Origin of the sequence: Nocardia amamiensis (genome assembly GCF_015477605.1) — a bacterium.
In the GTDB taxonomy this organism is placed as follows: Bacteria; Actinomycetota; Actinomycetes; order Mycobacteriales; family Mycobacteriaceae; genus Nocardia; species Nocardia amamiensis_A.
The window spans coordinates 265974-289030 of the sequence record NZ_JADLQX010000001.1; the positions used below are offsets into that span (position 1 = coordinate 265974).

21 protein-coding genes are annotated in these 23057 nt (G+C 68.1%); 10 read left to right on the top strand and 11 right to left on the bottom strand.

Annotation, left to right across the window (positions count from 1 at the left end; genetic code table 11):
• From IU459_RS01205 to IU459_RS01220, 4 genes are read left to right on the top strand one after another with little or no spacing between them, the layout of a single operon-like run.
• Positions 1-1215 (top strand): HpcH/HpaI aldolase/citrate lyase family protein, encoded by a 1215-nt coding sequence (locus IU459_RS01205; RefSeq protein ID WP_195127542.1) that lies wholly within the window; start codon positions 1-3, stop codon positions 1213-1215.
• Positions 1212-2690, top strand: a complete 1479-nt coding sequence (locus tag IU459_RS01210) for a phosphoribosyltransferase domain-containing protein (protein WP_195127543.1) — start codon at positions 1212-1214, stop codon at positions 2688-2690. The genes IU459_RS01205 and IU459_RS01210 overlap by 4 nt, the downstream gene beginning before the upstream one ends.
• Positions 2691-2710: 20 nt before the next feature.
• On the top strand, positions 2711-3826 hold the full coding sequence (locus IU459_RS01215) for a cysteine protease StiP family protein (protein ID WP_195127786.1): 1116 nt from the start codon (positions 2711-2713) through the stop codon (positions 3824-3826).
• Between the two features lie 14 nt (positions 3827-3840).
• Positions 3841-4674, top strand: coding sequence for an HAD family hydrolase (locus tag IU459_RS01220; protein ID WP_195127544.1), 834 nt, complete (start codon positions 3841-3843; stop codon positions 4672-4674).
• Here the strand turns inward: IU459_RS01220 and IU459_RS01225 are convergent.
• Complete coding sequence (locus IU459_RS01225) at positions 4646-5215, bottom strand: class IV adenylate cyclase (RefSeq protein ID WP_195127545.1); 570 nt, start codon at positions 5213-5215, stop codon at positions 4646-4648. The two genes, IU459_RS01220 and IU459_RS01225, sit on opposite strands and share 29 nt — an antisense overlap.
• Complete coding sequence (locus tag IU459_RS01230; protein ID WP_195127546.1) at positions 5212-6057, bottom strand: XRE family transcriptional regulator; 846 nt, start codon at positions 6055-6057, stop codon at positions 5212-5214. The genes IU459_RS01225 and IU459_RS01230 overlap by 4 nt, the downstream gene beginning before the upstream one ends.
• 150 nt (positions 6058-6207) lie before the next feature.
• On the opposite strand from IU459_RS01230, the gene IU459_RS01235 reads away from it, so the two are divergent.
• Entirely contained in the window at positions 6208-6555 is a 348-nt protein-coding gene (locus IU459_RS01235; RefSeq protein WP_195127547.1) for a hypothetical protein, read from the top strand.
• An 80-nt stretch (positions 6556-6635) separates the two neighbouring features.
• Here the strand turns inward: IU459_RS01235 and IU459_RS01240 are convergent, their stop codons facing one another.
• Positions 6636-7037, bottom strand: coding sequence for a MerR family transcriptional regulator (locus IU459_RS01240; RefSeq protein WP_195127548.1), 402 nt, complete (start codon positions 7035-7037; stop codon positions 6636-6638).
• Between the two features lie 47 nt (positions 7038-7084).
• Here IU459_RS01240 and IU459_RS01245 point away from each other — a divergent pair, with 47 nt between their 5' ends.
• Positions 7085-7882 (top strand): MBL fold metallo-hydrolase, encoded by a 798-nt coding sequence (locus IU459_RS01245; RefSeq protein ID WP_195127549.1) that lies wholly within the window; start codon positions 7085-7087, stop codon positions 7880-7882.
• Between the two features lie 17 nt (positions 7883-7899).
• Here the strand turns inward: IU459_RS01245 and IU459_RS01250 are convergent, their stop codons facing one another.
• From IU459_RS01250 to IU459_RS01270, 5 genes are all read right to left on the bottom strand, one after another.
• Complete coding sequence (locus IU459_RS01250; RefSeq protein ID WP_195127550.1) at positions 7900-8745, bottom strand: hypothetical protein; 846 nt, start codon at positions 8743-8745, stop codon at positions 7900-7902.
• Between the two features lie 197 nt (positions 8746-8942).
• Positions 8943-10442 carry a hypothetical protein gene (locus IU459_RS01255; protein WP_195127551.1) on the bottom strand — a complete coding sequence of 500 codons (1500 nt, stop codon included), beginning with the start codon at positions 10440-10442 and terminating at the stop codon, positions 8943-8945.
• A 164-nt stretch (positions 10443-10606) separates the two neighbouring features.
• Positions 10607-11371 carry an AIM24 family protein gene (locus tag IU459_RS01260; protein ID WP_195127552.1) on the bottom strand — a complete coding sequence of 255 codons (765 nt, stop codon included), beginning with the start codon at positions 11369-11371 and terminating at the stop codon, positions 10607-10609.
• A gap of 2 nt (positions 11372-11373) precedes the next feature.
• Positions 11374-12075 (bottom strand): AIM24 family protein, encoded by a 702-nt coding sequence (locus tag IU459_RS01265; protein ID WP_195127553.1) that lies wholly within the window; start codon positions 12073-12075, stop codon positions 11374-11376.
• 8 nt (positions 12076-12083) lie between these two features.
• Positions 12084-12707 carry an AIM24 family protein gene (locus IU459_RS01270; RefSeq protein ID WP_195127787.1) on the bottom strand — a complete coding sequence of 208 codons (624 nt, stop codon included), beginning with the start codon at positions 12705-12707 and terminating at the stop codon, positions 12084-12086.
• Positions 12708-12888: 181 nt separating this feature from the next.
• On the opposite strand from IU459_RS01270, the gene IU459_RS01275 reads away from it, so the two are divergent.
• Entirely contained in the window at positions 12889-14265 is a 1377-nt protein-coding gene (locus IU459_RS01275; RefSeq protein ID WP_195127554.1) for a TerD family protein, read from the top strand.
• Between the two features lie 28 nt (positions 14266-14293).
• Complete coding sequence (locus IU459_RS01280; protein ID WP_195127555.1) at positions 14294-15865, top strand: TerD family protein; 1572 nt, start codon at positions 14294-14296, stop codon at positions 15863-15865.
• Positions 15866-15895: 30 nt separating this feature from the next.
• Here IU459_RS01280 and IU459_RS01285 read toward each other — a convergent pair whose 3' ends face one another.
• The 3 genes from IU459_RS01285 to IU459_RS01295 form a co-directional block, all read right to left on the bottom strand.
• A complete protein-coding gene (locus IU459_RS01285; RefSeq protein WP_440446452.1) occupies positions 15896-17611 on the bottom strand; it encodes a glycosyltransferase family 87 protein in 1716 nt (571 codons plus the stop codon).
• 29 nt (positions 17612-17640) lie between these two features.
• A complete protein-coding gene (locus IU459_RS01290; protein ID WP_440446449.1) occupies positions 17641-20136 on the bottom strand; it encodes a transglycosylase domain-containing protein in 2496 nt (831 codons plus the stop codon).
• A 388-nt stretch (positions 20137-20524) separates the two neighbouring features.
• The gene (locus IU459_RS01295) at positions 20525-20944 is read right to left on the bottom strand and encodes a DUF5318 domain-containing protein (protein ID WP_169811140.1); all 420 of its coding nucleotides are present in this window, start codon (positions 20942-20944) and stop codon (positions 20525-20527) included.
• Between the two features lie 114 nt (positions 20945-21058).
• Here IU459_RS01295 and IU459_RS01300 point away from each other — a divergent pair, with 114 nt between their 5' ends.
• Together IU459_RS01300 and IU459_RS01305 are read left to right on the top strand one after the other, a co-directional pair.
• Positions 21059-22171, top strand: a complete 1113-nt coding sequence (locus IU459_RS01300; protein ID WP_195127557.1) for a DUF1707 SHOCT-like domain-containing protein — start codon at positions 21059-21061, stop codon at positions 22169-22171.
• Between the two features lie 4 nt (positions 22172-22175).
• Complete coding sequence (locus IU459_RS01305; protein WP_195127558.1) at positions 22176-22973, top strand: DUF1707 SHOCT-like domain-containing protein; 798 nt, start codon at positions 22176-22178, stop codon at positions 22971-22973.
• The last annotated feature ends 84 nt before the right edge of the window (positions 22974-23057 follow it).

Here is a 23057-nt window from a genome sequence, read left to right on the forward strand (position 1 = left end):
ATGACCGCAGGCATCGCCGTCCAGCAGGAGGTTTCCCTGCGGAAGCGAATGCCGCTGCGCCACTTCCGGCAATTGCACGGCCCAGAGGCGAGGCGTCTTTTTCACCGGCAGCCCGAACCGTTCGCCGGCGACCGCACGGATCGGGAATTGCTCGCGATCGGGCTCGGTGCCACGCTGTACGCGCCCGCGACCAGGCCCGATCTCGCGCTGACGATCAGTAAGCGGGCCGAGCACGGGGTGTGTTCGATGGTGATCGATCTCGAGGACGCGGTCGCCGACGACGAGGTGGAGTACGCCAAACAGCAGACCGTCGCCGCGCTCGATCTGCTCGCGGCGAGTCACGACGCCAATCCGCTGCTGTTCGTCCGGGTACGCGACGCGGACGCGATCACCGAGATCATCGAGCAGCTCGGCCCGGGCGCGCGGGTGCTGACCGGGTTCGTCTTCCCCAAATTCGACAGCGTTTCCGGGCCGAAGTACCTCAACGCACTCAATGTGGCCAGCCAGCGTGTGAACCGGCCGCTGTACGGGATGCCGGTGCTGGAGTCGCCGTGCCTGGTGCACCGGGAGACCCGCGACTACGAGCTCACGCAGATCGCGGCGCTGCTTGCCGCGCATCGCGACCGGGTGCTCGCGGTTCGGGTCGGCGCGACGGACATGTGCTCCACCTTCGGCATCCGGCGCGATCGTGATCTGACCATCTACGACGTGCGGGTGGTCGCCGACGTCATCGCCGACATCGTGAACTATCTCGGGCGCGCGGACGGAACGGGTTTCGTCATCACCGGGCCGGTGTGGGAGTACTTCGCCGACCACGAGCGAATGTTCCGGCCGCTGCTGCGCACCGCGCCGTTCGAGGAATCCGACGCCGTGCCGTTCCGGCAGTACCTGGTCAGCCGGGATCTGGACGGGCTGCTGCGGGAGATCACGCTGGATCGCGCCAACGGCATCCAGGGCAAGACGGTGATTCATCCGTCGCACGTGGCCGCCGTGCACGCGTTGTCGGTGGTGACGCACGAGGAGTACTCGGACGCGCTGGACATTCTGCGTGCCGATGTCGGCGGCGTGGCGGCCTCGGGCTACCGGAACAAGATGAACGAGATGCGGCCGCATCGCAGTTGGGCGCGGCAGACCCTGCTGCGCGCGAGGGTGTTCGGCGTGGCGAACAAGGGAGTGTCGTTCGTGGATCTACTGACGGCGTTGGTCACCGTATGAGGCAGACGGCGACCGAGTTCGGACACAACGAAATCCCCTGGGCAACAAGAATTCTCGGTATCGGACTGGATCACGATGCCGAGCGTGACGCGGATCGCCTGCGCTCGGCCCAGCTGCCGATCACGGCGCTGGTCCGGCCGGGGATTCGCCACAACAATCCGCGCCGGGCGCACCTGCTGGTGTCCACCGTGCTCGGCAAACATCTCCCGACCGATCCGCGGGTGGTGCTCGGGGCGGGCAATCACCTGGGCGATCTGGTGCGCGAGGTGCTCGGCGAGCGCGAAGCGGTGGTGCTCGGGTTCGCCGAGACCGCGACCGGACTGGGCCACTGCGTGGCGGCGCGGATCGGCGCGAGCTGCTATCTCCACTCGACCCGGCGCGAGGTGCCGCACGCGCAGACCCTCGCCGGGTTCGAGGAGGGGCATTCGCACGCCACCTCGCATCTGTTGCAACCGACGCCCGCCGACATCTTCGTCAACGATCTGCCACTCGTGCTGGTCGACGACGAAATCTCGACCGGTGCAACGGCGATCGACGCGGTGCGCGCGCTACACGCCTTTTCGCCGCGGTCGCACTACGTGCTGGCGTCGCTGGTCGATCTGCGCGGCGCGGCCGACCGGGCCGAATTCGACGCCGCCGCGGCACAACTGGGTGCGCGCATCGACACGGTGTGTCTCGCCACCGGCCGGGCGACGCTGCCCGACGGACTGGCCGCGGCGGTCGGCGCCCTTCCCGCACCCCAGCTGAACCCGACCGCCGGTCATTCCGGTTCGTTCCGGCGGATGGAACTGCCCTGGCCCGCGTCGGTGCCGGAGGGTGGCAGGCACGGGATACTCGCGTCCGAAACCGAAGCGTTCGAAGCGGCGCTACTAGCCGCGGCCGAGGTGCTGACCGCGCGGCTCGATGCTGATTTCGCTGGCCGGCCCGCTATCGTGCTCGGTCACGAGGAGCTGATGTATCTCCCGCTGCGGCTGGCGGCGCTGCTCGCCGCAACCGGTACGCCGACGCGCTTTCAAACCACCACGCGATCGCCCGCGTATGTGCTGGACGAACCGGGATATCCCTTGCGACGCGGGTTCCGGTTCGTCGCGCCGGAGCCCGGCGATGCGGCACCGCGCTACCTGTACAACGCGCACTGGCCCGATGATCCGCTGGACCTTTTCGAAGCGGATATCGCGGGGCTCGGAGTACTGGTCGCCAGTGCGGATTCGGGGCGCGGCGAGGATGTCGCGATCACCGATGACGGCGTCGACAGCGGGGCGGAGGGCGACGGTCCCGGGTCCGATCCGGTGCTCGTCGTCGTGGTCGACTCGCCCGCCGACACCGCACAGCTGCGGGCCGAGGGCGGATTGATCGACGTGCTGACCGCCTCCGGCGCCGACGTGCTGCTCGCGGTGCTGCGGGAGGCCGACCCGCGGCGGCTGCACGCGGAACGCGCCGAGTCGCCGGGAACAGGAGACGGGAGCCCGCTATGACCAGCACGAGGGTGGGTGCGTTGCCTGTTCCGCTGCACGGTCCGGAGTTCGGATCGTATGCGGCCGACGAGGTTTCCTGGTTGCTGAAGGACCTGTCCGAGGTCGATCTGGAGCGCGACGTCGCCGAGCGTGAACGGAAGATCCAAGCAGGCCGAGCACACTACGCGGAGTCGCTGCCGATCGAATACCAACCGGACGCGCAATATCGGACGCTGTTCGACGAAGTGCTCACGGCCAGCGCCGAGCGGCTCGCGCTCGCCGTCGCGACCGTGTCGGAGCTGGTCGTCGCCGAACGCGGCGAGGACACCGTGCTGGTGTCGCTGGCGCGGGCGGGCACGCCGGTCGGCATCCTGATGCGCCGCTGGCTGCGTGCGCGGCGGCCGAGCCTCGCGGTGCCGCACTACGCGGTGTCCATCGTGCGGGATCGCGGCATCGATGCGGTGGCGCTGGACTATCTGGCCGAGCACCACGACCCGGACTCCGTCGTTTTCGTGGACGGGTGGACCGGCAAGGGTGCGATCACCCGCGAGCTGACCGATGCGCTGGACGCCTATCGCGCGGCCGGGGGTCCGCGGTTCAATGACGAACTGGCGGTGCTGGCCGATCCCGGACACTGCGTGCGCACCTACGGCACCCGCGACGACTTCCTGATCGCCTCGGCCTGCCTGAATTCCACCGTGTCCGGGCTGATCTCGCGCACCGTGCTGAACGACACCCTGATCGGGCCCGGCGATTTCCACGGCGCCAAGTTCTATCGGGAGCTGGCCGGTGATGATGTGTCCGGACGGCTGCTCGACACCGTGAGCGGTGCCTTCGACGCGGTCCGCGACCGGGTGGCGGCGGAGGTAGCCGCGATCCGCGCGAGCGACCGCAGGCCCACCTGGACCGGCTGGGCGTCGGTGGAGAAGGTCAGGGAACAGTACGGCATCGCCAGCGTCAACTTCGTGAAGCCCGGTGTCGGCGAGACCACCCGGGTGCTGTTGCGGCGAGTCCCGTGGCGTGTGCTGGTCCGCGAGGCGGACGCGCCCGAGCACGCGCACATCCGGTTGCTCGCCTCCGCCCGCGGGGTTCCTGTGGAAATCGTCGATGACCTGGCATATTCGTGTATGGGATTGATCAAGGACGTGCAGCAGTGAACCTATCTCGGAGAATGCAGCGAAGACGTGCGCTGATCGCGACCGACCTGGACCGGACGATGATCTACTCGCGTAACGCCTTCAGCACCACCAACGACGTGCCGACGGTCTGCGTGGAGCATCTCGAAGGCGCTCCGCTGTCGTTCATGACCACCACCGCGGCGCTGCGGATGCAGTCCCTGACCGAACCCGCCGCCGTCATTCCCACCACCACCCGCACCATCAAGCAGTTCGGGCGCATCCGACTACCCGGGGCGCCCTGGCGCTATGCGATCACCAGCAATGGGGGGAACATCCTCGTCGACGGCGTCCCCGACCTGAGCTGGCGCATCGACATCGACGCCCAGGTGCGCGCGGGCGGCGCCACCCTGTCGGAGGTGAGCAGGGAGCTGCACGCCCGCATCGATGATTCCTGGGTGACCAAGTTCCGCGTGGCCGACCACCTGTTCTGCTACCTGGTGGTGAAACCCAAGGCCGTCCCCGACGGATTCCTCGCCGAATGGGACGACTGGTGCCGACCGCGTGGCTGGTCGGCATCCCAGCAGGGCCGCAAGATCTACACCATGCCGCTGGCCGTCTGCAAGAGCCGCGCTGTCGCCGAAGTTCGCAAACGTCTCTGGGACACCGGCGAACTCGCCGACGAGGCAAGGACTCTCGCTGCGGGAGACGGCGCTCTCGACGCCGAGATGCTGCGCGCCGCCGACTCCGCCATCCGCCCCCGCCACGGCGAACTCGAACAACTCAAGTGGACGCACCCCAACCTCACCATCACCCGCGCCGAGGGCATCCTCGCGGGCGAGGAAATCATCAATTGGTTCATCAAAGGAGCCCCGGCCTCGTTCGAGTAGCCAATACTGCATCCGTGTACTGCTCGGTGGTGAGATCGTCATCCGTGATTCCGAGCTGGTGGAGAGTGTCTCGGACGACCCCTAGTGCTTCGGTCAGCTCGGATTCCGGTGCACTGGTCTCCAACTCGATGAACGTGCCATCCAATTCAGGAACCGTCACAAGCGTGGCCAGCAGTTCGCGACCGGCGGACGTGAACCTGTAGTTAAGGCAATGCTTTTCGAAGCTGACGAGCTCCGTCAGTCCGAGACCATGCAGCACTACGTCGACCACGATCGAGTCGGCGACTTCGGTTTCATACTCCGGCTTGGACCCGCTGACCACGTCGACTGTGGCTTCCTTGTAGGTCAGTAAGGAGCGCCGCCCGTCGTCCGTCGTGATGGTCCTCAAGCGCAGCTCACGGCCTTCCGCCGACAGCCGCCGATCCGTCAGGTCGTAGTAGGTGTCCTGATACGTCGAGGGATGCCCGCCCCCTCGCGACGAGAGCGCGGCTCGGACGGACGCGACGTCACGGACTCGAGCCTTCAGTTCGGCCTCGATCATGCGACCGATCCTCTCTCGATCGGACGCGCCTGGCGCCACATCTGCTCGAATTGCCGTAGAAATCCTGCGTGCAGTACGCCATTGGTCGCCGCCGTAAGTTTGTACATGCCTGACCGATGGCCTTCTGCTGACGCGCCGAAGGCGGACAAGTACAGCGTCCGATCGAATACCAACATCCGCCACGTCGGTAAGGTGTCGTAGACGGCGACTTGAAGGTCGATAATCGGATGATCGTGAAACTCTGACGTTCGTGCCAGGGCCAGATTGATGCCCGCGGCGAAGGGCTCTCTCGATTCGCCGATTTCCGCTGCGCGGATACCTGTGGCTTCGGAATCAGGGTCCAGCAGGAGGGCGCGGACACCAACGCTGTTGGTCCGTTGCAGCAGCGCCGCACGCAGCAGGGAGTCGTTCAGCGCAAGCAATCCCAGGCCGCGAACTGCCAACAGATCGATCCGATTTGCGACCATCGCATATCGGCGCAGTTCAGCGTCGGCCTCCGACTGGACGGTGAACGCTTGTGCGATTTCCGCGTGGCCGGTGCGTGTTTGCGCGTGACGTGGAGCGAGGCCGAACAGGACACGCGCATGATCCGGCATCGAGACACCATCCGCGATCCGCTCGAACACATCGAAGCGTGTGACAGTGCGCCTGCTGTTGATGATCTCGTTGACCCGGCCTTGGCCGAGGCCTACGGCGGCTGCGATCCGTGCTTGGCTCGCCCCGGTGTGCCGCTGGATCGAGCGGAGTAGCCCCGATACGTCGCGTTGGCGCAGTAGGGCGCCCACCTCGGATTTGTGCCAGACCGCCGCAGGGACGTCGATTCCCCCGTACTTCGTCTCCATGTCGTCAAAGCCTATATCTCACAATGAGATACCTGCTGGGGTATCGAGCGGAGGGCGTCGCCGAAACCACAATTCGCTTCGCAATCGTCGCTCTGCCTAGGTCGAGGTCGAACTGGCGGCGACAACCGAATCGAGCAAGAGGTCATACCGATGCCCGCAGAACTCGTCACCACAATCCTTGTTGTAGTCGCAGTCCCCTTCGGTCTGTGGATCGTTTGGTACGTCCTGCCTTGGCTCATCGACCGCGGGGGCGAACCTGACGACTCGTTCGATGCATACGAGATCATCCAGCGCGTCGAGCAGGAAGGCAGATCAATGAACATCTCCCTGGCCGACGCCGACCAGTGGCGGATGGCCCACCGAAACTGTGCGATGGACGGCTCATTCCGGTCGCTCGAGCAAGCTCGATTCGTCGCGAATATCCACTCGGGACACGGTCCCAGCTGCAAGCAGTATCTGTCCGCGACGGCCTATAGCTTCGGATTGGCGGAGGAATAGTTGTGGACTGGCTCAGGAATGACGAACAGGACCCTCCCGCAGCATCGATGGAGCACCGGCTGTCCCGATCGGCTCGACAATCACACCGGCTCAGCGGCCGGTTCGAAGGTGGATTTGAAGTCGGGGCATTCGACCAGTGGGTCGTGGGTGCAGGTGGAGGCGTGGCGGAGGCTGTCGCGCATGCGGATGAGGCGAGCGATGTCTTCGTCGAGTCGGTTCGCTTTCTCGGCCATGCGGGTGCGCAGTTCGGCGTCGGTGGGGGAGGCGCGGAGGAAGCGGGCGATTTCGGCGAGGGTGAAACCGGCGCCCCGGGCGCAGGTGATGAGGGCCAGGCGGCCGAGGATATCGGGGTGGTAGGTGCGGCGCAGGCCGTTGCGGCCGGTCGCGGCGATGAGTCCGCGCTTTTCGTAGAAGCGCAGGGCGGAGGGGGCGAGGCCGGTGTGGTCGGCCACTTCGGCGATATCGAGCAGGCCGTCGGTCATCTTGGCTCCTTGACTTGAACCGCACTTCAAGTCACAGACTAGCTCGCATGACAGTTCATCACCTCAATTGCGGATCGGTGCGGCAGATCGAGGCCACCTACGACGGCCCTGCGCCCGCCCACGCGGTCAACCACTGCCTGCTGGTCGAGACCGAATCCCACGGGCTGGTCCTGATCGAGACGGGCATCGGGCTGGACGATGTCCGCGACCCGGCGGGCACCCTCGGCGCGGACTGGGTCGCGATGGCGCAGCCGATCCTGTCCGAGGACGAGACCGCCATCCGGCAGGTGCAGCGTCTCGGCTACGACCCCGGCGATGTCCGGCACATCATCCTCACCCACCTGGACGTGGATCACTGCGGCGGACTGCCCGACTTTCCGCACGCCCGGGTCCACGTGCTGGCCGCCGAATTGGCGGCGGCACTCGCCGAGGCGCCGAGTTTCCGCTACCGTGCCGCGCACTGGGCGCACGACCCGCAGTGGGTGACCTACCCGTCGGACGCCACCGGAAAGTGGTTCGGCTTCAACGCGATTCAACCGAAGGACCTGCCGGAAGACTTCCAGCTGATTCCGCTGGGCGGGCACACCGCGGGCCACACCGGCGTCGCCGTCCGCGACGGGGAGCGCTGGCTGCTGCACTGCGGCGACGCCTACTACTACCACCGCGAACTCGATCCGGCTCCACAGCCGCACCCGGTGCTCGACATCGTGCAGACCACCTCGGAGGTGCACCACGACCTGCGGCTGGGCACCCAGGCGCGGCTGCGGGAGCTACACCGCGATCACGCCGGCGAAGTCACGCTGATCAGCGCGCACGACCCGTGGGAATTCCAGCGCGCAAGCTGACCCGGCCGCGCGATCGGTCATCTCCGCTGCCAGCACTGGGCGGTGTCGGCGAGGTTCCACCACGAGACGTAATCCGGGTCTTGGTCGAGCCGGGTCCAGTCGGCGTCCAGGATGTCGAAGAACGCGGTGTCGGCGGTGCGTCCGCCGCGCGGCTCGCCGATGTAGACGAGTGTGCGGCCGCCCGCCTGCTGATAGGCGGCGAGAATGGTAGAGGCCATGGGGTTTTCCCAGCCGGGCGGCCAGCAGAGGAACAGGACGTCGTCGGCGTGGGCGGCGGCCAGATCGGCCGCCGACGCGGGTGGTGTCGCGGTGGGATGCCACATCGCGAGTTGTCCGGGAGCCGTGGGGAATGCCGTATTGGTGACGAGGTCGGGCGGATGCGAGTCGAAAGCGGTTGTCGGCACACCGATGCGCGTCAATTGGTGCGCCCAGTAGCCGCGACCCGACCCGACCTCCACGATCGGCCTGCCCTCCGTGACATCCGCAACCCACCGCAGCGTCGCGGGGCACGGAATGGCATACGCGTAGGCGGCTTGCAGGAGTATCTGCGCATAGGCCAGACGAGCACTACCTTTCGGATTGCCACCGTTCACCTCGCGGCGCGCGGCACGCTCCGGTGGTCCCGGCGAGACCGCGGCGGCGACGATGTCCCAGTACGGGTTCGTGCTCGCGCCGCCGGTCATGTAGTGCAGCAGATGCAGGTCGAACGTGGCGTCGGCGATGTCGTCGCCGGTGCCGGGCAACCGGCCCACGGTGGACCAGTAGTCCGCGACGCGCGGATACGCGGTGGCGAACGAGGATTCGTCTTGGACCAGGTTCGTCAGCGCCGTGCGACGCTGCGGCGAGAGCGCCAAGTCAGCCATCCACCGATTCTCCGCGGCCCATGCCCGCTGCCGGCGAGCATCGAGGCGATTTCACCGTACCGACGCGAATCCTTTGCTGTCCGTACGCTCTCCGCCCGGGGGCCCCGCATACCGGCTTGCTCTTGCCGCGGTGAACCGTACTCGGCGACTCTCGGACACGCTGTCGAAAGGGCAGGTTTGCGACCGTGCCTCTCGGCTCAGCCCCCGTCGCGCATCGACACCAACCCGCCGAGCGTGCCGAGGTACGCCGCCCCATCTGGTCCGATGGCGATCCCGGCGTAGTTGTTGTTGAATCCGAGCCCGGTACCGGACAGCTGCTTCCACACGGTCGCACCGGTGCGATAGTCGAGGGCGGTCCAGTACCAAGGATCGCTCGGCTCGGTGCCCTTCGTGTAGGTGTAGATCAGTCCGGTGGCCAGCGACAGCTTCGGCACCACCGTCGGCGCGGCTTCGACCGAATTGGTCCAGGCCACGTGGCAGCCGCTGCCGTCGGCTTCGATGTCGACGCGAGCGAAGCCGGGCGTGGTGGTCTTGCCGGACGCGGTCGCATCGGGGTGGGCGTAGCCATAGTTGTTCTCGACGATAAGCGAGCGTCCCGCGCCGATCAAAGAGTTCTCGGTGGCGCCGTGGCCGGGCTCGAACACCGGCACCGCGCAGACCTGACGTTCGGCGACCGAGGGAGCCGTGCGGTAGACGACGACGTTCATCGGGTCGGCATTGTCGGTAATGGCGACATAGCCATCGGGGAGGATGGTGGGTGTGGTGCCGGTTCCGTCGTCCACCTGGCCCGGCTTGCGCTGATTGCTGTTGGCGTAGGTGACCTGCCAGGTGATCTGTGGCGCGCCCTCCGGGCCCGCGTCGAAACGCAGCAGTTGGCGGTTGGTGGCGATGTAGACGTCACCGCCCGCCCCGACCGCGAACGAGTTCTCGATCTGGTTCTCCGTGCCGGCGCCGAGCCGGATGACCTGTGCCGCACCGGTATCCGGATCGAGCGTGCCGACCACGCCGTTGGTCTTGGCCACGAACCAGATCAAGCCGTTCGAATCCGGCAGCGCGGAGTTCAGCGTCTCACCCGGGCGCAGCACACCGGTCAGGTCGTAGTCGCGCACGAGCGAAAAGCCGTCGGCAGCAGGCGTTTCGGCGAAGACCTGAATGTGTCCGGTGCTGGTGCCCACAACCGCACGGTCCGCGTCGTCGAGATAGAAGTACCCGCCACCGACGAAGTTGTTGAAAGCGCCGGGTTGCAGCGTATCGAGCGGGCTCTTGCCGGGCAGTGGATGTTTGCCCAGCACGGTCATCGTCGCGGGGTCGATGAGATAGAGACCCGGTTGCAGTCCGAGGCAGGTTGTGACGATGCGACCGGCGCGGTCGAACGCCACCGAGCCGCACTCACTGCCGAGCAGCAGTGAATCGGTCCGCGGCGCCCGGCCCAGCGGGCCGGGGCGGGCATAGGTGTCGCTCATCCAACCGTCGTTGTGGACGCCCGAGTTGCCGTTCGGTGCCAGGTGCGGATGCTGTGGGACCTGGGCGATGCCGGTGACCGGTTCGCCGATCGCGGGCGCGCCGAGAAATCGGGGCACATCGGGTCCGGCTGGAATCGAAGGGATCGGCACTGCGGCGGCGGGCACCGCTACCGCCCCGAGGACCGCCGCCGGCAGCGCCACACGCAGGATCCGAGAGGAGAGAATGTGAAACACGGGTGAACGGTATCCAGGTTCGACGCGTCGCGAATCCCCCGCTCGAGGGGTACGAATCCCCCGTGCGAGTGATGACGAATGCGCGGGCGTGATCAACGGGCCCGGGATCGGGACCGTTCGGAATTCACAACCTGATCCGCGCTACCCGTCTCGAACCTCCCTGCTCAGTATTGCTGTTGCCCGGCCAGCTGCTGCGCGATGACGCCTTGCAGCCGTTGTAGACCGCCAACCGTGACGCCGCTCTGCAGCTGTCCTTCGATCGTGCGCACCAGCATCGAGTCGCTGAGCACCTTCTCGCTGGACTGGATCAGCACGGTTCCCGCGCCGGTGAAGTCGAATTGACGCTCCTCACCGGAGTTGACGCCCAGGGCCGCCGCGCCCGCGGCCAGGAAGTCGGTGACCCACCGCTGATCGTAGTGGTGGCTCGGCGAGGGACAATCCGCCCACCCGACCAGCGATTCCGGGTCCACCCGCAGCGGCGGCTCGGCGAACATGACCGGTCCGTTGGACGAAGCGAGGAACTTGCCGGTGCCGATGAGGGTGAGGAATCCCGGCACGATGGACTGGTTCAGCGACAGACCGGGCTCGAACGCCAGCAGGTTCGCCGCCCGGATGGTCAGGTTGCCGTTGTCCTCCAGGTCATAGGAATTGATGTCGTAGCCGCGGTCGCCGATGATCAGCTTGCCGTGCCCCTCGGCGACGACATAGTCGCCGGTGAACAGCGGCGCGGAGAACTGCTGGGACACCATGTGCAGCAGACCGCCGTGCAGGCCGTGCGTGAGCATCTGGAACCGCATGTCGCCGTAGTAGGCGATCATCGCGCCCTTGCGCATGAACCACGGCTTGTTCAGGTCGATGCAGTAGGCGTAGCTGTTTCCCGGGATGTTGTCGCTCTCACCGAGAGTCATGGGGTTGAGGATCTGGGACATGCTCACAACTTCTCTTCGGAGGCCTGCACATAGACGACACCCTGCCCGACGCAGTGCAGCTGCATCGCCTCGCCGGAACCGCGGCCGACCGCGTCTCGCCAGCTCAGCGCCGTCTTCAGCTCGGTTTGCACATTGCCGTACGCGGCGATGAACGCCTGCGGGTCGACCACGATCGGATTCGGGCCGCCCACTTGCAGTTCCAGGAACCCGCCATGCGCGAGCAGCACCGCCGCGCCCTGCCCGGACAGCTGGGTGGTGAACATGCCCTGACCGGTCAACGCGCCCGACGCGGCGCCGCGCAGCGCGCCCATCAGTCCGCCGCCGCCACCGCCTCCGCCGCCCGAACTCATCACGGACACCACCGAACTCTGCAACCCGGCGGTGTTGGCCAGCAGTCGCGAAGCCTCGACACGCAGTGCCGCGCCCGGCTGCATGTGCACCACATGCACTTCCAGGCCCGCGAACCCGTAATGCACCTCGCCGGTGCCCTGTGCGAGCATGGTGCGCTCGTGCTCGCCCGCCATCGCGCGCCCGGCCAGTCGCATCACGCCACCCATGCCGCCCATCCCCTGGCCGCCCGGAATCTGATGCGGCGCAAAGGAAACATCGCCGGTGTAGAACAGCATCGCGCCGTTGCGGGCGACCACGCCGCCCGCCATCCCGACGTTGACCTTGACGACCTTGCCGTTGACTTTCTCGAACATCGCTGCCCCTACCGTTCCGCCGGCTGGATCGACACCACGCCCTGCCCATCCCAGCGCAGCGAGAACGCCTCGCCTGCGTCCTGTCCGACGAAACTGCGCCAGGACACGTCGGTGACGAACGACTGGTTGAGGTTGCCGCGCGCGGCGACGAACGCGTCCGGGTCCACCACCAGCGGATACTGCGGCGATACCTCCAGGTGAATGAGCGGCCCGCCCGCCGACAGCAGCGCGACCTGCCCTTGGCCGGAGACGGTAGTGGTGAACAGGCCCTGCCCGGTGGACGCGCCACGCACCCCGGCGAAACGCACGTCGGTGCGCAGGTTCCCGGCGAAGGCGAGCAGCTGTTGCGACTCCACTTGCAGCGTCTCGTTGTTCAGGTTGACCACGGTGACATGCTGGCCGTTGACCGCGAAGAAAACCCGGCCGTTGCCGGAGCACTCCATCAGCGAGAGCTTCTCGCCGGTCGCCCGCCGCTTCAGCCCGGCGAGCACGCCGTCGCCCCCGCCGAAACCGGCCGACTTGAACTGCACATTTCCTTCATAGGCGATCATCGAGCCGGAAATCGCCCGGAGGCTGGTTCCGGCGAGGTGAGCCTCGACCACCTTCTTCGATTGCTCGAACAGTTGCGCCATGGAGTGTTTGCCTGCTGTCTCGATCGGGAACACGGTGTAGTTGCCGCATTCCATGTGCGTGCCGTCACCCTAACCGATATGCCAGTGCGTGTCGGGGTAGCGAGGCCGTTCAGTACGAGCGGTGCCGAGTGCGTTTCTCGTAGAGTGTCAGGCGTACGCACCGACAAGCGAAGGGTCGAACTTGTCCGCAACACTCGCCAAGGGCCAAAACGGCCCGCTGGCCACCAATGACGTGGTGATTTCCGTCCAGCTCACGGCGCCGGCGGATCTGTCGGCACTACTGGTCACCGAGCGGGGCAAGGTCCGTTCCGACGCCGACTTCGTCTTCTTCAACCAGCCGACCGGCCCCGGCGTGAATCTGCAGCCCGCCCCCGCCGGACAGCCCGCGTCGCTGGCGGTGTCGTTGAACGCGGTGCCCGCCGACATCGACCAGATCCGCGCGGTCATCACGCTGGACGACGCGAACAGCACCTTCGGCCAGTCCGCCGCTCCGACCGCGATCGTTTCGGACGGGGCCGGTAATCGCTTGTACGAGTACCGTATCGACGGCCTGAACACCGAATCGATCGTGATCGCACTCGAGTTGTACCGCCGCCAGGGCGCGTGGAAGGTGCGCGCGGTCGGTCAGGGCTACGCTGGCGGGTTCGCCGCGCTGGTCACCGACCATGGTGTCACCGTCGACGACGCGCCCGCTCAGCCCGCGCAGGCTCCACAGCCCGCGCAGGCCCCGCCGCCACCGCCTCCGCAGCAGCCCGCCGACTACCCGCCGCCGACCACGCCGGCATACCCGACGCAGCAGCAGGCGCCGCAGTACGCGCCGCCCGGTTCGTACCCGCCGCCCGGTCCCGGCTACCCGCCGCCGCAGCAGGGCGGTCCGGGTTACCCGCCGCCCCCCGGTCCGGGTTACCCGCCGCCCGCTCAGCCCGCGCCGCCGCAGCCGCCGCAGCAACCGGCGGGCGAGGTCAGCCTGACCAAGGACCGGCCGGTCAGCCTGGTGAAGGGACAGCGCGTCACGCTGCGCAAGGAAGGCGCCGCGCTGACCTTCGTCAAGATGGGTCTCGGCTGGGATCCGGTGCGCAGCCGCGGCATGTTCGGCAACCGCACGGTCGACATCGACCTGGACGCCTCGGTCATCATGTTCGCCGACATGAACCCGGTGGACGTCGCCTACTACGGCCAGCTGACCTCCAAGGACGGTTCGATCCGTCACCAGGGCGACAACCTCACCGGCGAGGGCGAGGGCGACGACGAGATGATCCTGGTCGACCTGACCCGCATCCCGCCGCACGTCACCACGCTGGTGTTCATCGTGACCTCCTACAAGGGCCACACCTTCGAGCAGGTGCAGAACGCGTTCTGCCGCTTGGTCGACGGCTCCAACAACGGCGAATTGGCCAGGTACACGCTGGCGGGCGGCATGCCGTTCACCGCCATGGCGATGTCCAAGCTGTACCGGGTGGGCAACGATTGGAAGTTGCAGGCGCTCGGCGAGGGCTTCCAGGCCAAGCACCCGGGTGAGGCGGTGCCGCAGCTCGGCCGGTTCCTCGTCAACGGTTGATCGGCGAGGCGAACAGCGGGGCGGATACGTGATTCAACTGAAGGCCGGTCAGAACATTCCGCTGACCGGTGCGGTTCTTCGTTTCAGTGCGAAAGCCGAGGCTGCCCTCGATGTTTCCGCGCTGGTGGTCGCCGAGAACCTGAAGGTGTTCTCCAGCGACGATTTCGTCTTCTACAACCAGCCCGCCACGGCGGGCGTCGCTTTGGCCGCCGACGGCGTGACGATCACGCTCGCCGAGGTCCGTCCGGACGCCAAGGCGGTGTTGCTGGTGGTGAGTGCCGATCCTGCCGCGCCTCCGCGCATCGACGGGCTCGGGCCGGTGACCGCGACGCTGTCCGAGAACGACAGTGTCGCAGCGGAATTCGCGGCCACGCCGACGGCGGGCGAGACGGCGCTGATCTGCCTCGAGGTGTACCGGCGCGGTCCGGCGTGGAAGCTGCGCGCCGTCGGCCAGGGCTACGCGGGCGGACTCGCCGTGCTGCTCACCGCGCACGGCGTGGACGTCGACGGTGAGCCCGCGCAACCCGATCCCGCACCGCAGCCGGATGCGCACACCGTGGCCGATCCCTTGGCGGGTGACGCGCGGACCACCGGTGCGCCGCTGGAAGTCGCACACGGCCTGGAACGACTCTGGATGGTCTTCGAGGACGCCGCGCGCTCGGCCGCCGCGTTGGTCTCGGCGCGCGAATACGCGGCCAAGCGATTGGACCACGAACTGTCGCTCGCTGTTTCCGATCCCGCGACCAGGAACACTCCGGCGGCCGAGGAGGCGCGCCGCGCCGCGCACCAACGCAACGACGAGCTGATCGCCACCGCCGAGCACAACCATCAGCGCGACGCCGAACAGCTGATGCGCGAACTCGCCGAGGCGGACTCGGTGCTGCCGCCCGCGCTGGCGTCCTGGGATTCGCCCGCCTGGGACAAGCCGCCCGCACCGAGCGATGGCATCCGGCTCGGCGAGCTCTACGCGCTCGATCGCGGCGCCCTGCGCATTCCGTATTGCGTGCCCGTGCCGCTGAATCGGCCGCTGTGGATCGATACCGAGTCGACCCGAGCCGTCGCCCCGGTGGTGGGTGCGCTGCTCGCGCGACTGCTCGCCACGGCGCCGCAGCGGCGGGCGCTGGTCGACATCATCGACCTGACCGACGCGTTCAGCGGGTTCACCGATCTGCTCGCGCCGGTGCTGAACGGACCGCCGGTCACCGACCACTCCGACATCTCGGCACGATTGCAGGCACTGGTGGATGCCGCCGAGCTCGCCGAACTGGCCTACAGCAGTGGCGCTTTCACACCGCCGAGCGAACACCGGGTCCTGCTGGCGGCGGATTTCCCGCATGGCTACCAGAGCTCGGACGCGCAGCGCATCGGTGCGCTGATCGCGCGCGGCGACTTGATCGGCCTGTCCACGGTGATCGTCGGCGCCAACGAATCCGATTCCGCCGACACCACCGTGGCGTTGCTGTCGCAGTCGTGCAGGCACCTGCCCACCGTCGGCGGCACCCCGCTGTTCGATCCGTGGACCGGCAGCGCGTGGCAGCTGGATCTCGACCTGCTGCCGCAGGAGCCGGGTCAGCAGGCGCGTTTCCTGCGCACCCGCTGAGCGCTCGACGTGGGCTGATCGTCCAGGCGGTCAGCCACGAGCGACGGCCACCCGCGGCCGCAGCGGTTCGGGCAGCCATGGCAGCAGCGGATCCGGCGCCCGGTCGACAATGCCACCGGCCGGGTCGTCGACGTAGTCGCGGCGGACCAAGTCGTCCTCCGGGCGGTAGATCTGGCGCACGATCAGGGCGCACAGTCCCACCACCGCGAGGTCGCGCAGCACCACCGTGCCGGTGAACCACTGCTCGGGCAGCCCTTTGCGGTCCAGGCCGAGGTAATAGAACATGCGCGGCACCCAGACCAGCGCGTCGATGGTCATCCACGTCAGCAGAATGCGCCGGTGCGGCAGCGCGAGAACGGCGAGCGGAACCAGCCACAACGAATACTGCGGGCTCCACACCTTGTTCGTCAGCAGGAAGGCCGCGACCACCAGGAAGCACAGCTGTGCCAGCCGTGGGCGCCGCGGCGCGGTGAGACCGATATAGCCGATCACCGCGCACGCCACGACGAACGCGAGCAGTGAAACCGCGTTCAGGATGACCGGCTGCTCCCCGTGGTCGAGGACGCCGTCGAAACCGGGCCAGCCGGTGAACGAGGAGATCACGTTGTAGATCGAGTCCGGATCGGCGTGCCGGGTGGTGTTCAGCCGGAAGAACTCCCGCCAACCGTTCGGGTACAGCGCGGCGATCGGCAGGTTCACCGCCAGCCAGGTGCCCAATGCCGCGGACACCGTGACGGATGCGGCGCCGAGCGGGCGGGCGCTGAGGAATTGGACGCGGTAGGGCGTCTCACGTACCCACGCCAGGAACGTCGGCCAGCCGTCCACATCGCGTAGCCGCAGGCCGAGGTGGGTGCGCGGGGTCCGCTGCATCGTCTCGGTGCGCAGGCACAGCACGACGATGGGGCCGAGTAGGAGCAGCGGATACAACTTCGCGGCGCCACCGAGACCGAGCAGCACGCCGGCGAGCACGGGTTTGCGCCGGGCCCAGGCGAGCAGACCGGTCGCGGCGAAAGCGGTTGCGAGCGCGTCGAAATTGGTGAACGCATGCACGATCACCAACGGCGAGCAGGCGACCAGCGCCGCGTCCCAGATCCGGCGACCGGCCAGCAGTGCCGAGGCCCAGATGGTGACCAGCCAGGCCATCGCCAGCCCGAACGCGACGACGTTGAAGTAGATCACCACCTGCAACGCGCCGGGCAGCGGCGCGGCGTCCCAGCTCTTGGCGATCCGCATCGCGAAGTACTGGTACAGGCCCGAGAGCACCGGGTACTCCATGTACCGAAGTTCCCGGCCGCCGTCGGGTGTCTGCTCGATCCAATGTTTCTTGTACGGGAAGGCGCCCTCGTTCAGCCGCTCCGCGCCATAGAGCGGCACGGTGTCCGAATAGCACATGGCCACGTACTGGCGGCCGTTGTTCCAGTCGAGGGTCAGGTTGCCGTCCGCGCCGGTGGTCTGCTGAATGCAGCCCGCCTTGCCGAACCAGCCGAGTGCGAGGAACACGACCGCGAACGCCAGCAGCACTCGCATCGGCGTCCAGAACCGCACCCGCCCGATCAGGGCGTGGTCACCGACCGGCCCGCCGATCACCGTGGACAGCTGGGCGGTCAGCGAATCGTTGCGGCTCGGCCGGTCTCGCGCGTCCGCCGAGCGGAGGTCCGGCGCGAGCGGGGCGGGCGCGGCATAGTATCCCCGACCGGCCCCCGCCCGGTCGGATTGCGGCGCCCACCCGTTCGTCCGTGGCTCCACCAGCTGCTGATCGGTCACGGAACCCGAGGCTACCGGCCCCGGGTCGGGGGTGTTCCGGTCGTCCCCGAGTCGCTGCCGTTCCCGTTGCCCGCGCGTGGCGTACCGGTGGCCGTGGGGGACGAACCATCGGTGGGTGCCACCGGCTGGCCGGGCAGCGGGCCCGAGTCCTGCTCACGCTGCTGCTGCGAGCGCGGCTGCTGCGGGGCAGGCTGGACGCCGGGCACGGGGATCACGATGCCGGGGAAAACCTCCACCTGCGTCGGCGCGACTACGACCGGAGGCAGCAGCGGGGAATCGACGGCGGACGGCGGGGTGTAGGGCGCCGACCATTCCGGGACACCGGCCTGGCCCTTGATCGGGGCCGGCTTCGGGAAGGCTTCGTTCGAGGTGCCCTTCAGGGCACCGTCCATCGTGGCCTTCCAGATATCCGATGGCAGGCCGGAGCCGTAGACCATGCCGCCACTGGCATTGCGCAGCGGATCGCCCTGCTCGGTGCCGACCCAGACAGCGGTCGACAACGACGGGGTGTACCCGACCATCCAGGCGTCTTTGTTCTCACCGGTATCGCCCAGCTGTGCGGTACCGGTCTTGGACGCCGATTCGCGGCCGCCGGCCAGGCCGTGGTTGCGCGAATAGGCCGCGATCGGCTTCATCGCGGCGGTCACGTTGTCGGCCACCGCCGCGGAGACGCGCTGCTCGCCGGCGACCTCACCGCGGTCGAGCAGCACCTGGCCGTCGGCGGTCACCACCTTCGACACGAAATGCGGCGCGTGGTAGACGCCGGAGGCCGCCAAAGTCGCGTAGGCGGAAGCCATGTCGAGCGGCCGCGCCTGGTACTGGCCGAGCACGATGCCGTTGTTGGGGCCGGAGCCGTCCGGCTCGGTGAGCGTCTGGCCCACGCCCGGAATGGTTTCCGGGATGCCGAGCTTGTGCCCCATGGCGGCGATCTTCTGCGGGCCGTTCTGCATGTCCAGCTGCATGCGGTAGAAGCTGGTGTTCAGCGACCGCTTCAGTGCCTCGGCGATGGTGCACATGCCGCACTGCTCGCCTTCGACGTTGGTGATCTTGATGCCGTTCACGGTGATCGGCGAGCTGTCGTACATCTGCGAGAGCGGGATGCCCATCTCCAGATTCGCCGCGAGGCCGATGACCTTGAACGAGGAACCGGTCTGCAAGCCCGCGTTGGCGAAGTCGTAGCCCTGCCCGTCGTTGCCGCCGTAGTAGGCGCGCACCGCGCCGGTGCGCGGATCCACCGAGACGACGGCGGTGCGCAAGTTCTCCGGCTCGCCGTCCATGTTCTTGGTCACCGCGTCCACGGCCGCCTGCTGCGCCTTCGGGTCGATCGTGGTGGTGATCTGCAGACCCGCGGTGTTCAGCTGTTGCTCGCTGATGCCCGCGGCGGCGAGCTCCCTCAGCACCTGCGACTTGATCAGGCCCTCCGGTCCGGAGTCCTGTTCCTTGTCCCTGGTCGCCGCCAGCGGGACGACCTGGGGGTACTGCAGCCCCTGCCGCTCGGCCGCGGACAGGTTGCCGCTGGAGACCATGCCGTCGAGCACGTAGCTCCAACGGGTCTTCGCGCCCTCCGGATTCTTCTCCGGGTCCAGGCTGGACGGCAGCTGGATGGTGGCGGCCAGTACCGCGCCCTCGGCGACGGTCAGTTCCTGGACCGGCTTGCCGAAGTACGACTTGGCCGCCGCGTCGATGCCATAGGAGCCACGACCGAAGTAGATGGTGTTCAGGTAGGCGGCGAGGATCTCGTCCTTGCTCCACTGGCGCGCCATCTTGGCCGAGATGACCAGCTCACGCATCTTGCGGGTCAGCGAGCGCTCGTCGCCGACCAGCGCATTCTTCACGTACTGCTGGGTGATCGTCGAACCACCGCCCGCGCTTTCCTTGCCCAGGATGTTGTCCCGGGCCGCCCGCGCGAAGCCGGAGATCGAGAAGCCGGGGTTGGTGTAGAAGTCCCGGTCCTCGGCCGCCATCACCGCGTTGCGCACATGCGGCGGGATCTGCTCGATGGTGACGTCGGTCCGGTTGCCTTCCGGCGGAACGACTTTGCTGACCACTGTGGTGCCGTCGGCGGCGAAAATCGTCGCGACCTGGTTGGTCTTCAGGTCGCCCGGCTTCGGCACCGAGACCGTGGTGTACGCGGCCAGGAAGATGCCGCTGGGCACCAGGATGGCCAGCGCGACCAGGACGTACAGGGTCCGGCGGACGATGCGCCACGGCGACTTCTGGCCCGCGGGCCGACGCCTGCCCGGCCCGTCGGAGCCGCCGCTACCGCCGCCCCGGCGTGGGGGCGGGCCGGAGGGCGGACCACCCGCGGTCTGCCTGCGTTCACCGGTGCTCGGCCCGGTTCCGGGGACGCGACGGCCATTGCGATCGACCGCTGGGCGCTGCCCGGTGATCGGGCGGGAACCGGTGGCCGGCCCGCGCCGGTTGCGCTCTGCCGCCGTCTCGGTCGGCGAGCCGGGGCGCTGGATCTTCTGGGTTGCCTGCGGGCTGGGGGCGCCGCGATCGGGCACGCCGCGGTTCGGCTGCGCCGGGCGTCCCGGCTGCGGTGGACGGCCCTGCTGGGCCGGACGCCCCTGTGGCGGGGGTCCGGGACGACGTGGCGGCTGTGGGCCGCGCGACTCGCCGGGGAACGGCGCGCCGGGGCGCGCACCGGGCGGAGGACCCGGCCGGGCGCCGGGCGGCGGCCCGGGACGGGAATTCTGGTACGGGTTGGGACCTGGAGGTGAACTGCGTTGCGGACGGCTGCCATGTGGTTCATCGCCGCGGGGGGACTCGTAGGGCGAATTCACTGACAAGATCTCCATAACTCGTAGCGGTCCAGGTGGCTATCAGCGCTGGTCACCGGGGCGGACGCAGGTCGGCTCCGCGAGTCACCCGCCGGGCAGATGACCAGGCACTTCATTCGGCGGCGGTGCGCCGGTTCGCGCGTGTCCCGGTGCGGCGGCGCGGCGGTGCCGGCGCGGAACCGAGCACATAGGACTGCACCAGATGATTCCAGCTGCAGGTCCGGCATACCTCGACGACATGAACCGAGAACTCCTCGCGAGTCTCGGCGAGGCGCGTGAGCTCCTCGGGTGTGCGAGCCGATCCGGCGACCGGTCCGAGGCCGTCGCCGAAGACCCAGGATACGAGGGTCAGCTGTTCTTTCCGGCAGATGGGGCATGTGACCTCGCTCCCCCGACCGTGGAACTTCGCCGCACGCAAGAGATAAGGATTCGCATCACACACCTCGGCGACATCGACCCGGCCCGCATAGACGTCAGCCAGCAGCGACCGGCGCCGGAGGGCGTAGTCGACCACTTGCCGCTGAATTCGCACGAGAACCAGAGTAGCGGTGTTGCCATCGGGCTGCCCCGGGCTGTGCGGATTGCCCCGTCGGCGATCCGTGCGCGTACCGGCGCGTCGCGCCGCTACCCGGACTACGATCCGTCTGTGTCCACCGCAGCATCCGGGCGCATGCGTGCGCGTGATCTCGACCGCGCCGCCGCGTCCACCCTGCTGGATGCCGCCTACGCCGAGGGACAGCTCGGCGCCGACGAGTACCACGACCGAATCGCGCAGGCAGCGGCCGCGCGGACGCTCGGCGAATTGACCCGGCTCACCGCTGATCTGCAGACACCGGCCGGCGCGGGGGAGTTCGCCGCCGACCGGCCGCATGTCACGCGAAAAGTGTTGCGGCGCCCCGCATCCGGGACAAGTTACCCCGGTCACACCAGGGCGCGTGATGCCGATCGCACCACTACTCGCGAGCTGCTCGACCTCGCCCGCGCCGACGGCCAGCTGTCCGAGGAAGAACACGACACCCTCGTCGAACTGGCCGCGGAGGCGCGCACCCTGGGGGATCTGGACGATCTGGTCGCGGACTTGCAGCGGCCCGGCAAGGCCACCGCGCCACCGCGCCCACCGCGCTCGCGCCGCCGCCAGTGGTATCTGGGTGCCGTCACCGTGGCCGCGGTGACGGCCGCCTGCGCCGGATTCCTCGCGGTCACCCGGGCGGCGGACGAACCGCCACCCGCGGTACAGGTGGTGTCGGTGGCGGACCCGGGAGCGGTGCAGCCGTTGGTGGTCCCGACGCCGAGTCTGGTCACCACCGAAGGGATCACCACGTTTCTGCGCAACTACCAGCGGAAATTCGGGGACCTGCAGGTCGATGAACTGCGCATGCACGACGGGTACGCATCGATCGTGCGGGCGGTGCCCGGTCAGCCGAACCGAAAGGCCGAGTACGACTACCGCGGCGGATTCGTGCCGTCCCGGGAAATCCAAACGCGCAAGGCCGACACGCCGTCGGCTGATCTGGGTGGGTTGAACGTGGAGACGGTCGGCCGTGCGCTCGCGGACGCGGCCACTATCACCCGAGTTCCCGGCGGCGCCATATCGCATTTCGCGGTACGGGTGTACGACAACAGGTCCTACGCCGGCTCCGGCACCTCCGAACGGCAAACCGTCGTCGAGGTCTACGTGAGCAACGCCGTCAGGGAGTCCGGCCACTTCACGATGACCCCGGCGGGCGAGATGCTCCGCGTCTGGCCGTTCAAGGGATAAGACAATGGCGACAACCCGATACAGCGGCATCCGCGCCCGCGACACCGACCGCGCCGACGTGTGCGGACTGCTCGATGCCGCGCTGGCCGACGGACAGCTCACCGACCGCGAGCACGCCGAGCGGACCGCCACGGCCATGCGTGCCAAGTCCTTCGGCGAGCTCGACGAGTTGATCGGTGACCTGCAGATCCCGGACGAGCTGGTGAACGCCCCCGTGGTCCGGGTGGACCGGCGCCGTCCGCGGCGCTGGCTGGCGCCGGTCTCGACCGTCGTGGCGGCCGCCGTGGCCGGTGCGATGGTCGGCGCGGTCAGCCGGTGTGGCATAGATCTGCCGGGGTCCTCGGAAAACGTTCCAGACCTGACCACCGGCGCGGGTCTCGCCTACTTCCTGACGGAGTACCGGGCCGAATTCGGCGATCTGACCGCCGACGAGGTGACGATGTATCCGAAGTACGTGCTCGTGGACCGCCAGACGCCCGGCAACGCGGCCGAGACCAGCGACTACCGCTACAACGGCGACTTCCGCACCTCGACGACCTCGGAGCGCAAATCCGGGACGCGCACCTTCGACCTCGCGACCGTCGACGTGCCTGCCATCGCCCGGCTGCTGGCCGGTGCGCCGGAGACAGTGCGGCTCCCGGACGGCGTGATCACCCACGTCGTCGTCGAGTATTCGTCGCACAGCGCCGTCGACCTCGGCCCGGTGATGGACATCCACGTCAAGGGCAAGGGTGGCGCATCCGGCTATGTGACGGTCACCTTCGCGGGCGAGCCGCTCGCCGTCTATCCGCCCTCTCGCTGAACTGGCACGTCGTCCATCGAGCGGCGACGACTGTGCACGGATGTATCGCTCCGATATAGTGGAAAGTCGCATCCATCGGTTAGG

Excerpts from the sequence above, each read along its gene's own strand:
- IU459_RS01205 (WP_195127542.1), top strand. The coding sequence starts at position 1 with ATGACCGCAGGCATCGCCGTCCAGCAGGAGGTTTCCCTGCGGAAGCGA.
- IU459_RS01210 (WP_195127543.1), top strand. The coding sequence starts at position 1,212 with ATGAGGCAGACGGCGACCGAGTTCGGACACAACGAAATCCCCTGGGCA.
- IU459_RS01220 (WP_195127544.1), top strand. The coding sequence starts at position 3,841 with ATGCAGCGAAGACGTGCGCTGATCGCGACCGACCTGGACCGGACGATG.
- IU459_RS01225 (WP_195127545.1), bottom strand. The coding sequence starts at position 5,215 with ATGATCGAGGCCGAACTGAAGGCTCGAGTCCGTGACGTCGCGTCCGTC.
- IU459_RS01230 (WP_195127546.1), bottom strand. The coding sequence starts at position 6,057 with ATGGAGACGAAGTACGGGGGAATCGACGTCCCTGCGGCGGTCTGGCAC.
- IU459_RS01235 (WP_195127547.1), top strand. The coding sequence starts at position 6,208 with ATGCCCGCAGAACTCGTCACCACAATCCTTGTTGTAGTCGCAGTCCCC.
- IU459_RS01240 (WP_195127548.1), bottom strand. The coding sequence starts at position 7,037 with ATGACCGACGGCCTGCTCGATATCGCCGAAGTGGCCGACCACACCGGC.
- IU459_RS01245 (WP_195127549.1), top strand. The coding sequence starts at position 7,085 with ATGACAGTTCATCACCTCAATTGCGGATCGGTGCGGCAGATCGAGGCC.
- IU459_RS01250 (WP_195127550.1), bottom strand. The coding sequence starts at position 8,745 with ATGGCTGACTTGGCGCTCTCGCCGCAGCGTCGCACGGCGCTGACGAAC.
- IU459_RS01260 (WP_195127552.1), bottom strand. The coding sequence starts at position 11,371 with ATGTCCCAGATCCTCAACCCCATGACTCTCGGTGAGAGCGACAACATC.
- IU459_RS01265 (WP_195127553.1), bottom strand. The coding sequence starts at position 12,075 with ATGTTCGAGAAAGTCAACGGCAAGGTCGTCAAGGTCAACGTCGGGATG.
- IU459_RS01270 (WP_195127787.1), bottom strand. The coding sequence starts at position 12,707 with ATGGCGCAACTGTTCGAGCAATCGAAGAAGGTGGTCGAGGCTCACCTC.
- IU459_RS01305 (WP_195127558.1), top strand. The coding sequence starts at position 22,176 with ATGGCGACAACCCGATACAGCGGCATCCGCGCCCGCGACACCGACCGC.